The sequence below is a fragment of the Ensifer meliloti genome (assembly GCF_030064585.1).
Taxonomy (GTDB): Bacteria; Pseudomonadota; Alphaproteobacteria; order Rhizobiales; family Rhizobiaceae; genus Sinorhizobium; species Sinorhizobium meliloti.
On the sequence record NZ_CP120364.1, the window covers coordinates 1,134,807 to 1,147,478 of the forward strand.

The 12,672-nt window shown below is 63.3% G+C and carries 10 protein-coding genes; 2 read left to right on the forward strand and 8 right to left on the reverse strand.

Annotated elements, in window-relative coordinates; genetic code table 11:
• Position 1 precedes the first annotated feature (1 nt).
• The 4 genes from PZL22_RS05240 to PZL22_RS05255 form a co-directional block, all read right to left on the reverse strand.
• Complete coding sequence (locus tag PZL22_RS05240; protein ID WP_284718242.1) at positions 2–793, reverse strand: ABC transporter permease; 792 nt, start codon at positions 791–793, stop codon at positions 2–4.
• A gap of 10 nt (positions 794–803) precedes the next feature.
• Positions 804–1,787 (reverse strand): ABC transporter permease, encoded by a 984-nt coding sequence (locus PZL22_RS05245; RefSeq protein WP_010975171.1) that lies wholly within the window; start codon positions 1,785–1,787, stop codon positions 804–806.
• Between the two features lie 84 nt (positions 1,788–1,871).
• Entirely contained in the window at positions 1,872–2,972 is a 1,101-nt protein-coding gene (locus PZL22_RS05250; protein WP_003525692.1) for an extracellular solute-binding protein, read from the reverse strand.
• A gap of 79 nt (positions 2,973–3,051) precedes the next feature.
• Positions 3,052–4,029 carry a LysR family transcriptional regulator gene (locus PZL22_RS05255; RefSeq protein ID WP_003525693.1) on the reverse strand — a complete coding sequence of 326 codons (978 nt, stop codon included), beginning with the start codon at positions 4,027–4,029 and terminating at the stop codon, positions 3,052–3,054.
• Positions 4,030–4,231: 202 nt separating this feature from the next.
• Here PZL22_RS05255 and PZL22_RS05260 point away from each other — a divergent pair, with 202 nt between their 5' ends.
• Positions 4,232–5,311 carry an NAD/NADP octopine/nopaline dehydrogenase family protein gene (locus tag PZL22_RS05260; protein ID WP_003525694.1) on the forward strand — a complete coding sequence of 360 codons (1,080 nt, stop codon included), beginning with the start codon at positions 4,232–4,234 and terminating at the stop codon, positions 5,309–5,311.
• 17 nt (positions 5,312–5,328) lie between these two features.
• On the opposite strand, the gene PZL22_RS05265 is transcribed toward PZL22_RS05260, so the two are convergent.
• The 3 genes from PZL22_RS05265 to PZL22_RS05275 form a co-directional block, all read right to left on the reverse strand.
• On the reverse strand, positions 5,329–6,036 hold the full coding sequence (locus PZL22_RS05265; RefSeq protein ID WP_127515802.1) for a sulfite exporter TauE/SafE family protein: 708 nt from the start codon (positions 6,034–6,036) through the stop codon (positions 5,329–5,331).
• Positions 6,033–7,433, reverse strand: a complete 1,401-nt coding sequence (locus tag PZL22_RS05270; RefSeq protein ID WP_010975176.1) for an amidohydrolase — start codon at positions 7,431–7,433, stop codon at positions 6,033–6,035. The genes PZL22_RS05265 and PZL22_RS05270 overlap by 4 nt, the downstream gene beginning before the upstream one ends.
• A 110-nt stretch (positions 7,434–7,543) precedes the next feature.
• Positions 7,544–8,893 (reverse strand): uracil-xanthine permease family protein, encoded by a 1,350-nt coding sequence (locus tag PZL22_RS05275; protein ID WP_284718243.1) that lies wholly within the window; start codon positions 8,891–8,893, stop codon positions 7,544–7,546.
• Positions 8,894–9,045: 152 nt separating this feature from the next.
• Between PZL22_RS05275 and PZL22_RS05280 the strand changes: the two genes are divergently transcribed.
• On the forward strand, positions 9,046–10,041 hold the full coding sequence (locus PZL22_RS05280) for a substrate-binding domain-containing protein (protein ID WP_003525698.1): 996 nt from the start codon (positions 9,046–9,048) through the stop codon (positions 10,039–10,041).
• Between the two features lie 7 nt (positions 10,042–10,048).
• Here PZL22_RS05280 and PZL22_RS05285 read toward each other — a convergent pair whose 3' ends face one another.
• Entirely contained in the window at positions 10,049–12,562 is a 2,514-nt protein-coding gene (locus PZL22_RS05285; protein WP_003525699.1) for a TRAP transporter permease, read from the reverse strand.
• Positions 12,563–12,672: the final 110 nt, after the last annotated feature.

Below are 12,672 nucleotides of genomic sequence, written 5' to 3' on the forward strand. Positions count from 1 at the left end.
GTCAGTTCCTTGAACGGCGGGTGAGGTGCTCGGCGTAAGCGCCGACAGCGGCTGTCACGACCAGCACGATCGTCGCCATGGCGTTGATTTCCGGCGACATGCCGCCCTGCACCTTCGCGAAGATCAGCATCGGGAGCGTGGGCTTGTAGCCGCCGAGGAAGAAGGTGCGGACGAAGTCGTCGATACTGGTAAGCACGCAGAAGATCATGCCGCCGAGGAGTGCCGGCATGAGGTACGGGATCGTGACCCTGAGGAAGGCCACGAACCGATCGGCGCCGAGATCGCGAGCCGCGTCGACCAGATTGGCCGGCATGGAGCGCAGGCGCGTGAGCACCATGATCACCACGAAGGGCACCGCATGGACTGCATGCGACAGGATGATCGCCGCCGTGCCGGTCGGGATGTCGACGGTGCGGATGAAGATCCGCATCGAGATTGCATTGATGAGGCCCGGAACGACTGCCGGCAGGCAGGCGAGTGCGAAGATGATCGCCTTGCCCCAAATCGCTTCGGTCGAGACCAGAAGCGCAATCCAGACGCCTATGACCGTCGCCGCCGCGGTGGTCGCGAGCGCGATCCCTATCGAATAGAGCGAGGCTTCGATGAACTGCTTGTCGTTGAGCACCTGGGCATACCAGTTGAGTGTCCAGTCCGTGATCGGAAAGGCGACGAAGCTCGCATCCTTGAAGCTCATGGCCGTCATCAGCGCCAGCGGCAGCAGGAGATAGACCGCAAACAGCCAATAGGCGGCACCGAGGGCGGTTTTCGGGAGATCGGCGAAGTATGGTCGCATCGTGGCCTCCTTACATCAGCCGGACGGAACGGCCGCCGATCACCCGCATGAACAGGCCGACGGTCGAAAGCGAAACCGCGAGCAGCAGCATGGCGAAGGCAGCACCCTCGGGCCATTTGTCGTTCGAGGAGTGGAAGAGCGTCGCGATCACTTCGGGGAAGATGACCGTATTCGGACCGCCGAGCAGGAGCGGCGCCGCGAAGACCCCGACGGAGGTGAGATATACGAGGCTGCAGCCGGAGACGATGCCGTCCTTCGACAAGGGCAGGATCACGCGGCGGAAGCGCTGGAACGGGCCGGCGCCGAGGTCGGCCGCCGCATGAATGAGCGGTGTCGGTATCTTCTCGATGGCCGAATAGAGCGGCAGCAACATGTAGAGCGCCAGCAGATAGATGACGCCGAAGCTCAGCGAGAACGACGTGTAGAGCATCGGGATCGGCCGATCGATGAAGCCGAGTTCGCGCAGCGCCACGTTGACCGCGCCGCGATTGGCGAGAAGCATGATGACCGAAAAGGTGCGGATCAGTTCTCCCGCCCAGAAGGGGATGAGCAGGAGCAGCAACGCGCGCATGCGGTTCTTCGGCTGAACGATCTTCGCAACATAGTAGGCGACCGGATAAACGATCACGAGGGTCGAGATCGTGACGACTGCCGCGAAGATGAGGCTGCGGATGAAGGGCATGAAATAGAGCTGGTCGGAGAAGAACAGTTCGTAGTTGGCCAGCGTGTAGGGGGAGCCTCCGTCCGGTGCCTGCGGATAGTCCGCCATGAAGCTGATCCGCCCCATCTGGAAGATCGGCCCGATGTGCAGCGCCGCGATCCAGAAGAGAGGGACGCCGGCAAGCAGCGCCAGCCGGGCACGGCGGCTGTCCGCAAGGCGTCCGATGGTGTGACGATAGAGACCCGAACCGACGGCCTTGCCGATCCATCCGGCATAACGGGGCACCCGTCGAGAACCGGCGGATCGGGCTTGCATTGTGGTCGTATCTACCATTGTCGTCGTTCCAGGCTCAGGAAATGCTCTTGCTCACGGCCGGTCCCAAGGGACCGGCCGTGTCAGATGGGCCTCGGCGATCGATCAGGCGGCCTTGATCTCGGCGACCGCCTTGTCGACCATCTCGTTTTTCATGTCGCGGTTGACGGAGCTGAAGAACTGGATGCGCTCGGTCTGTTCCTGCGGCAGGGTCATTGCCGCACGCTCCTTGTCGTTCAGCACCTTGTCCACGCCGTCGAATGCGGAGGCGAAGCCCGACTGGCGGCTCATCGCAGCGCCGATTTCCGGAGACGAGAGGATAGCGTCGAGGAAGGTATAGGCCGCATCCGTATTCGGGCCATTCTTCACCACGTTGAAGGAGTAGAGGAAACCATAGGTCCCCTCCTTCGGAACCGATATTTCGATCGGATGTCCGTCCATGATCAGCTTCGCCGCGGGGCCGGACCAGCTATGGGCGACATAGATGTCCTCGTTGACGAACATCTGCTGAACCTCGGAGCCGGCGTCGTAGTATTTGCGAACCATGTCCTTGTTCTGGATCAGGTAGTCGCGCGCCTTGTTGGTTGCGGCCTGCGCCTCCTCCGGCTTGCCTTCATAGGTGACGAAGTCGCCGTCATTGCCCTGATAGCGCATGGTGATCTGGAGGAAGTCGGAAATGATGTAGGACGTCAGGCCCTTGTATTCCTGATCGAACATGATGGCCCAGCTGTCGGAGGCCTTGGTATAATCCGTGTTGCGGGCGAGGCCCTCGAAGCCCGCCAAAAGCGGCACCCCGTAGACCGAACCGTCGACGGTAAGCTGCGGCGCGCCCTTGTAAGCTGAGGCAAGCTTGTCCCAGTTCTTCAGCCTGCCGGTGTCGAGCGGCGTGAGCAGCTTGGAGCCGATGAACTGCGACAGACGATGGCCGGTGACCGTGACGATGTCCGTCGAGGGCGTCTCGCCTTCGGCGGACAGCACGTTGTACTGCTTGCCCTGGTCGTCGGTCAGGCGAATGCGCACTTCAATGCCCGTATCTTTCTGAAACTGGTCGATAAAGGACTGCGGAACGAACTTGTCATAGGTGGTGATGTTCACGACCTTGGACTGGGAAAATGCCGGGCGAATGATTGCCGGCGCTGCCAGGACGCCCGTGCCGGCGGCCAGAAATTTCAACGTGGAGCGGCGGGTTGCGGTGAAGTCTTTCATGTCATTCTCCTCTTTTGGTTCTAAGTTTCGTTGTTATGCAGTGGATACTTTCTTGGCATTGGCAGAGCGGTTCGCGCCGCTAGCGTGCGTCGGCCTGGTCTCCTCCCAAGGTCATTTCAGCGGCGCTATTGGCGTTGCGCGGGTCGTGAGCGGTAAACCCCGGGATGCAGGCGGAAGCGATCTGGATGATCGCCTGGATCAGTTCGCGTGAGCTGTCTGACAACGGACGCGCGGCGGCCGAAAAGATCGCCCACGGGAAGGGAATGTCGACGTCGAGCGGACGGACCGCGACATTGGCCAGCTTCAAGCCGTAGGCTGTCGCAGGCTCGACGATTGCGACGCCGAGCCCCGTCGATGCGATCTGTACCGCATTGACCGAAACGCTGGTCGCGATGATCCTGGCCGGGCGGATATTCGCGGCTTCCAACGCTATGTCCACGCGGCGGCGCAGGCGGAACGGATTGGCCATCGTGATGATGTTGCGTCCGGCAAGATCGGCGATCGAAATCACTTCGCAGGCGGCAAGAGGATCATCTACCGCCACGGCGGCAACGCAAGGTCCCTGAAACACCCCGTGCACTTCCAGTCCCGGCTGGTCGGCCGGCAGAGACGTGACGCAGAAATCTGCCGTGCGGGCCAACACCGATTGCACCGCCGCCTCTGCCGGCAGGCTGCGCAGATGGATTTTTCGCGGTAGCAGTTTTTCCGGCAACGCCGCGAGCGCCAAGGGGATGATCCCGCTGGCGAAAGCCGGGATCGCCACGATCTCGATCGGCTGTGGCTCCTTTTCCGCGATCGTCCTTGCCCGCTCCCGCAAATGGCCGATGCCGCTCAGGAATCGCTCGGCTTCCGCATGGAAGGCGATCCCCTTTTCGCTCGGTGCGATCTTCGGACCGTTGCGGTCGAAGAGCGCGAAGCCGACGGAAATTTCGAGGTCCTGGATGAGGCGCGTGACCTGGGACTGGGAGCGATCGAGCAGCCGGGCGGCGGCGGTGATGCTGCCGGTGGACATCACCGCAAGAAAGGCCTCGAGTTCCCGTATCTCCATGACGATCATGCGCCCAGTGCATTATAGCTGCCTCATACTGCATAAAACGTATCTTAAGCGCCAGTGACAAAGGACAATTTTTCTTTTCGGTGCTATCCAGTGAAAAATCTGCGGTTCCCCGGCTGAATGCTTTCGCGAAGAGCGGCGTTGGGCGACCTTGCGGGCAAGGCGGCAAACACGACGCCATATGAGAAAGGAAGACAGAACCACGATGCGTATTGGTATTCTCGGCGCCGGGGCGATCGCCTTCGGCATGGCGGCTTTCCTGGCAAAAGCCGGTCATCACCCTGTTCTGTGGTCTCCTTCGGGTGCGCGCACGCGCAAACTGGCCGCGGGGGAGCCGCTGACGGCGACAGGCGCCGTCGAGTTTTCCGGCCCGGTGGCGGTTGCCCATGACGGACGCGAGGCGGTCGCCGATGTGGACGCGGTCATCGTCGCCCTGCCGGCCAATGGTCATCGCGCGGCGTTCGATGCCGCGCTGCCGCACCTGAAGTCCGACCAGCCCGTGATCGTCAGCTCGCACAGCTCCTTCGGCGCGCTCTATCTTTCGAAGCGGCTGGCCGAACGGGGCGTTTCCCTTCCCATCATCGTCTGGGGCACGACCCTTCTGACCGGCCGCCAGCAGCCGGACGGCGCAAGCGTTTCCGTTAATACGGTCCGCCAGAAAATCGACGTCGCCACTTTGCCGAAGGCTGCCGCAGCCGAGGGGAAGGCGCTATGCACCGAACTCTTCGGCGACCGCTTCGTCGAGCGCGACGGGCTTCTGGCCATCTCGCTTTCCAACCTCAACCCGCAGAACCACCTGGGCATCGCGCTTCTCAACCTGACCCGCATGGAGAAGGGCGAGAAATGGGGGCAGGGCGAGCATGTGACCCCGGCTGTCGGACAATTGATCGAAGCGCTCGACGCGGAGCGTCTGAAGATCGCCGAAAGCTTCGGTCTGTCGGTCAGAACCGTACGCGAACATTTCTCCCTGTCCTTCCATGTGCCGATCGGCACGGTCTCGGACATGAACCAGCAGATGCACCTCGAAGGGCGGGGCGGTTTCGGCCCGGCGACAGCCGAAAGCCGGTACATCTATGAGGACGTGCCCTTCGGTCTCGTCCCCACCAGTCTGCTTGGACGGATCGCCGGCCAGCCCGCTGTTCTGCACGAAGCGGGAACGAGCCTGTTTTCCGCTGCAATGAACCGCAACCTCGCGGCCGATAACGACCTGTTGCCGGAGCTTGCGCTCGACAGTTTCTCGCCCGCCGCCCTCAGAGAGCTTTGCGATCAGGGTTTCACGGCCTGACGGCATCAGGCGTGCGCCTATCTCACGATCAGAAAAGCCCCGCTGGCCAGCGCGAAGGTAAGCACGCTCAAGCGCAGGGCGCGGCCGCGAATATGGTCGTGCGTCAGCCGCGACAGAGCGCTTCCGAGGAGAACCGCCGGGGCGAGGTAGAGCGCAGCCAGTAGCTGGTCCGCTCCGAGACGCCCTGCAAAGGCGAGTATCACGAGCGACATGATTTCGCCTACGAAGAAGCACACCGCCACGGTTGCCCTGAGTATCGGCCCCTGGGCATGCTGGTAAAGGAGAGCGAGCGGCGGTCCGCCAATGCCGGTCGCCGTTTCGGTCACACCGGTGAACAATCCGACGCCGAGCGCGCTCGGGCGGCCCGGTTCGAAGGGCGGCGCGAAGAGCGCGGCGGCAGCGGCAATGACCGTGAACCAGCCGACGGCCAGGTCGAGCTGCTGGGTCGAGAGCGCGGCGAGCAGCCACACGCCGGCAAAGGTGCCAGCGAACCTGCCGAGCGTGATCCATTTCGCGCCGGACCAGTCGACCGCCGACCGTTCCCGCCAGGCGACGTGGAAGTTGAGCGGCAGCATCAAAAGAAGCAGCGTCACCGGCAGGAGATCGGGCTTCAGGATGCCGACGACGGGTGCCACGATAAGTGCGAAACCGATGCCGAGCGCACCCTGGATGAACGACGAGACGAGCGTGACGGCGCTCAGGATTGCAAAAAGGCCGAGGGTCATGCGAAATGCCCCAGCGCCCGATGCTCGGCCGATGGCTTGTGGACGCGCTGGATCGGCGCCCTTGCGATGGCATCGGCCGTGACCTCGCGCACCTCTGCAAGAAGCGCCCGTGCATCCCATCCGACGGGCCAGCCCTGCCAGAGACGGAGCTGCCCGGCGGTGAAGACCGCGTCGATCTGGTCGCGATTGCCGTAGCGCACGAGCTCCCACATGAGATCGTGGGAGGGGGTGAATTCAGGACGATCCAGGTCGACCAGAAGGAAATCGGCGGCAAGCCCCTCGCGGATCGCACCGGTCACCCCGGCGAGAGCCGCGGCGTCCGCAGCCTGAGCGGTTGCCCGCTCGACCCAGAGCCAGCCGCCGCCGCAAGAGGAGTCGCCTGTCGCAAGGCCGAAGCCGGCGCGTTGCAAGCCTTCGGCGGCATCCATCAGACGGAAGCCGTCGGCGCGCGTCCCGTCCGTTCCCAGTCCGAAGCGGATGCCGAGTGCGGCCATCTGCAGGGCGGGCGCGATGGCATTGCCCTTCCAGAGGCTCGCGACCGGATTGTAGGCGACGGCCGTGCCGCTGTCGCGCAAAAGGTTCAGCTCGTGCGGCGTCACCAGCGTGGAATGGGCGATCAACACATGCGGGCCGAGGGCGCCGAGATGGGCGAGATGCTCCAGCGGGCGGCGGCCGTTTGCGACCAGCGAGCGCTCGACGGCGACGAGGTGTTCGTTGACATGGGTCTGGAATACCGCTCCCGCCTCACGTGCCATCCGGGAAACGTCGGCCAGCATATGGTCGCTGGCCGCCTCCGGAATGGAAATGGCGAGCGAGGCATGAACGAGAGGGTCGCCCTCGAATGCGGCCAGGTGCCTGGCCGCATTTTTGAGGATCGTCGCGCGTTCGGGGACGACGGCGGCTCCGCCGAGGTCGTTGCAGATCAGGCCTATGACGCTGCGCAGGCCGGTTTGCCGCGCCGCCCGTATCAGCGCATTGATGTGGCCGGCTGAACGCGTGCCCGCATCGACGGCGGCGGTAAAGCCGCCGCGCAGGCACTCGAGCGCCGCAAGCTTTGCGGAAAGATAAACCATCCGTTCGTCGAGGCTGCCTTCGAGCGGCACCCATATCCGGCGAAAGATCTCGGAAGGCTCGCCGAAGACAAGCGATTTGCCGAGCGACTGGGTCAGATGGGTGTGTGTATCGATGAAGCCAGGCATCACCAGATGATGCGGCAGCTCGATCGGTGTCAGATCCGGGTTCCGGCTGCCGACAAGCCCTGCGGCACCGATGTCCGTGAAGCGTCCGTCCCGGACCACCACCCCCATTCCGGATCGAGGCCCGTCCGGCAGGAGAACCTTGCCGGGGTGAAGCAGGAAATCACCGCTGCCGGGTAACTTGTCGCGCAATTCCGTCACTTTTGTATTCCCTTAAATTTCAGCTTCGACGCTGGCTGCGGCCTTTTCGGCGGCGCCCGAGAGCATTCCCGCTTTGAACCGCGGAAATGCTCTGACCCTTTGTTTTGTCGCTATTCCGGACGAAAAACCGCTGCGCACTTTTCCTGGAATTGCTCTAGAGGCAGGTGTTGAAAAATAGCGTTCACAATCACCGCCGTGATGGTGCCGGCGGCAAGGCCGTTCGCCAGGATCATCTGGCTCCATTGCGGAAACTGGCTGTAGACGCCCGGGACCAGGATCGGCAGTAGCCCCATGGAAAGCGCAGTTGCCAGAGTGAACATCGGGCCGTGCTCGCGCAGATCGACGCGACGCAGAAGATCGATCCCGATCACGCCGATGATCGAGAACACGATCACGGCCGTTCCACCGACGACGGGGCCGGGCAGGGCATTCGCCAAACGGCCGACCGGCGCAAACAGGGCGATGAGGACGAGGATCACGCCGGCCGTTGCGGTGACGTAGCGGGACTTGACGTTGGTTGCCCGGACGATACCCACGTTTTCACCGCTGGTGATGATAAGCGAGGTTCCGAACAGGCCGCCGACGAGCGAGGCGACGGCGTCACCGCGGATGGTTGCGGGCACGATCGCGTGAGCGTCGCCCCGACGCCCGACGATCTCGGCCGTGGCGATGGTCTGCCCCGTCGCTTCGGCCATCGATATGATCGAAAACACGATCAGCGGAAGGGCGGCGAAAAAGTCGAACTTTGGCATTCCGAACGGAAGAAGCTGGGGCATGGCAATCACCGGTCCGTCGAAGATGCCGGAAAGGTCCATATACCCGGCTCCGATGGCGATGGCCGAACCCGCGATGAGGCCGAGCATCACCGAGATCCGCTGAAGCGTGCCCGTGAAGACTCTCGCGAAGATCACCGTCAGCGCGATCGTCGCAAGGGCAAGCCCGACATTCATCGGATCGGCGAAGCCCTCGCTCCCCTGCTTGCCGGTAATCGTGCCGCCGTAGATGCGCACGAGGTTTACCGATACGAGAAGGAGCATCGTCCCGACCACGATGGGCGGAAAATAGCGCAGCAGCCGCCGGAATACCGGCAGCGTCAGGAAGTAGAAGCCTGCGGTGAGGATCACCGCGCCGACGGCCGTCTGCACGTCGGTCTGCTGGGCGATGGCCAGAAAGATCGCGATCGGAGCGCCACCCGGCACCATGATGAACGGCAGCCGCGCGCCGAAGCCAGCCGGCCCGAAACTCTGCAGGATGGTGCCCAGTCCGCAGATCAGAAATGTCGCGCTGATCAGCGATACCGTCAGCGCGTCGGAAAACCCGAGCGCCTTGCTTACGAGAAATACGGCGGTAATCGGCGAAGCAGCCATCACCAGCACATGCTGAAGACCGAACAGAACCAGGCTGCGCGGCGGCAGCACTTCGTCCGTCGGATCGATAGAATCGATTTTGTTCCCGGTCATTTGATCTCCTCCACGCCAGCCTCTCTCCCGCTGGCGATGCAAATCGTTTTGCATAGTGCGTGGTAGCACAATCTTTTCTCGCTAGCAAATCGATTTGTAAAAGCCGCGTCGCAATGCCATCATCCGGGCCGGTTCATGGATGGGGTGTTCGGATGACAAGATCGACGATCGTGGAATTGGCGAAGGCGGCGGGCGTATCGCCGACCACGGTTTCCCACGCCTTCAGCGGACGGCGCTATGTCGACCCCGAGACGAAAGCCAGAATCGTAGCGCTGGCCGACAAGATGGGCTACCGGGCCAATCCCCGGGCCCGCAGGCTCCGGACGGGCGGGGCGGGGATCATCGCCCTGGCATCGTCAATGCCCTTTGCGGTCGCTGCGGGCCCGGCGAGGCTGGGTTTTCTGATGGAGATCGCCGCCGCCGCGGCCGTTACGGCGCTTTCGCGGCATCTCGCCCTCTGCCTGGTGCCGCCTTTGGAGCCCGACTCCAACCTCGACGCGCTGGAAGTCGACGGCGCCATAATCGTCGAACCCATGGTCGAAGACCGCTTACTGGAATTCTTCTCTTCCCGCGGCGTACCCGTTGTCTCGATCGGACGGGCGCCGGGGAGGGAGGACATTCCGTCGGTGGATATCCAGAGCACAGCGACGGCCCGGCTGATGCTGGAGCACCTTGGCGCAAACAGCCGCCGCGTCGGCCTGATCACCGGCGAGCAGCGGCGCAATTCCTATATCGAGACCGAAGCAGCCTATGCGGCTTTCACCGCGGAGAGAGGATATTCACCGGTTGCGTTGCGTGTCGACGAAAGCGGCGGCGAACCCGAAGCGGCCGCGGCTGCCGAAAGGCTCCTGCGAAACAATCCGGATATCGACGCGTTATGCGTGCCTGTCGACGCTTTCGCCAGGGGCGTGCTCGATGCCGCCCGGTTGCTCGACCGTCCCGTTCCGCAGGGGCTGCGACTAGCGACGCGATACGACGGGATGCGGGCAAAACTCGCGACGCCGCAATTGACGGCTGTCAACCTGCACCTGGATCAGGTCGCGGAAGCGGCGATCGACCTGCTGATCGCAGCGATGGAGGGCAAGGAGCCCCAGCCGCACGCGATCGCCCCGCCGCAACTTGTCGTGCGGGAATCCTCGGCGGCATGACTGCCGCTCATTTGCGCGCGGCCCCCGTCAGGCCGGCTTCGCTGCGATCGGCCCTTTTGCGCGCGAACTGTAAGCCGGCAATTCCCGCGGTCACAGCCAGCGCGATACCCACCGGGATGGCGCTTGACGGTTGCTCGGCTTTTCTCAGCACTGCGACGATGTCAAAGCCGACATCGAGGCCGATGCGCTTGGCATAGGAGCCGAAGTCGACATTGCTGATCATCAGACTCTCGCCCGCCGGTGTGACCGTGAGCCCGATCGATTGCAGCCGTTGAAGCGGTTCGCCGGGCTCGCCGAGCGGCACGTTGACGGTCTTGCGGACCTCGTCGCCCATCAAATCGAAGCCCTGGACCACGAAGTTGATCCGGCTTTTCGCCGGAGCCTCCTCGACAGCTCGCAGGAATTCTGAGGCGGGCAGTTCTTCATAGGGCGGCGAGATCTGGTTGAGCCACCAATCGGGACGGAACAGCGTGAAGCAGACGAGCAGCAGCACCGCGCTCTCCCACAACCGGCTCTTTGTCACGAACCAGTTCATCGTCGCGGCCGAGAAAATGAGGATGGCAGCGAGCGATATGGCCGCCACCCAGATCGTATGCGCCCAGCTGTCGACGCCGATCAACAGGATCGCCGGGTTGAAGATGAAAACGAACGGCAGGATCGCGGTGCGCAGCGAATAGAGCGCCCCCTGAAAGCCCGTGGCGATCGGATCTTCTTTGGAGATTGCCGCCGCGGCGAAGGCAGCCAGCCCGACCGGCGGCGTGATGTCAGCCATGATTCCGAAATAGAAAACGAAGAGGTGGACTGCGATGAGCGGGATGGCGAGGCCCGCCTGCGAGCCGAGCTCGACGACGACCGGCGCCATGAGGGTGGCCACCAGGATGTAATTGGCGGTGGTCGGAATTCCCATGCCGAGCACCAGGCTGATCGCGGCGATGAGGATCAGCATCATGATGACGTTGCCGCCCGAAATGAACTCGACGAGCTCCGTCATCATCAGGCCGAGGCCCGTGAGCGTGATCGTTCCGACGACGATACCGGCGGTGGCAGTGGCGACCGCGATGCCGATCATGTTGCGGGCACCGAGCGCCAGGCCGTCGGTCAGGTCCCAGGCGGCGGCGCGGACCGAACCAGCAACATCCTCCTTCCGGAAGATCGCCATCAGCGGCTTGCGGGTGGCGACGATGGCGATGATCGTCAGCGTTGCCCAGAAGGCCGAAAGCCCGGGCGAAAGCTGCTCGACCATCAGGCACCAGAGCAGGACGACGATCGGGATGAGGAAATCCAGCCCGGTCCGCGTCACATCCCATGCCCGCGGCAGTTCCAGGATCGGCGCGTCTGGATCGTCGAGCTCCAGGTCCGGATAGCGCGACGAGTACCAGATCGTCGCGATGTAGAGCGCCACGCCGGCAATCGCGAGCAGCAGAGGCGCGCTTTCTCCGAATGCGGCCCGAATGGCGACGATTCCGTAATAGAGAAGGCAGATTGCCAGCACGCTGCCGGCAAGTCCGAGGCCCATGCGAAGCCACCGCTCGCGCATCGGAGTCGGACGCTGGGGGATCGGCTGCATGTTCAGCTTCACCGCCTCCAGATGCACCATGTAGAGAAGCGCTATGTAGGAGAAGACCGCCGGCAGCAGCGCATGCTTGACGATTTCCGAGTAGGGAATGCCGACATATTCGACCATCAGGAATGCGGCCGCGCCCATGACGGGCGGCATGATCTGGCCGTTGATCGAGGCCGTGGCTTCGATCGCGCCGGCCTTCACGCCGGAAAGCCCGGTGCGTTTCATCAGCGGAATGGTGAAGATGCCGCCCGACACGACGTTGGAGACCGACGAGCCGGAAACGACGCCGTTCAAGGCCGACGAGACGACCGCCACCTTGGCCGGGCCGCCGCGCAGATGTCCGAGCAGCGCGATGGAGATCTGCATCATCCAGTTGCCGGCACCGGCCTTCTCGAGCAGCGTTCCGAACAGGACGAAGAGGAAAACGAAACTCGTCGACACGCCGAGCGCAATGCCGAAAACACCCTCCGTCGTCAGCCATTGATGGTTGATGAACTTCACCAGCGAAGCGCCGCGATGCTGGATGACGTCGGGCATGTACTGCCCCGCGAAGGTATAGAAGATGAAGACGCCGGCGACGAACACCATCGGCAGACCGAGCGCGCGGCGCGTGGCCTCGAGCAGGAGCAGGATGCCAGCGGTGCCGGTGACGAGATCGAGCGTCGAGGGCTGGCCGGGCCGTCCGGCAAGCTCGCCATAAAAGAGGAACAGATAGGCGCCCGCGAAGGCGCCGAGCGCCGCGAGCACCCAATCGGCGAGCGGCACCCGGTCGCGCGGCGAACTTTTCAGCGCGGGATAGGCAAGGAAGGTCAGGAACAGCGCGAAACCGAGATGGATGGCGCGAGCTTCGGTATCGTTGAGGATGCCGAAGCCGAAGACGAAGGGCAGGGGAGACGCGTACCAGAGCTGGAACAGCGACCATGCCACAGCGGTGCAGAGCAAGATCTGCCCGGTCAATCCTTTGGCGTTGCGTCCGCCGGTATCCGCTTCGGCGACCAGTTGCTCGAGGTCGACATCGACCTTCCGTTCTTGAAGTTCGCTCGTGACACCCTCCCATGCCGATATTG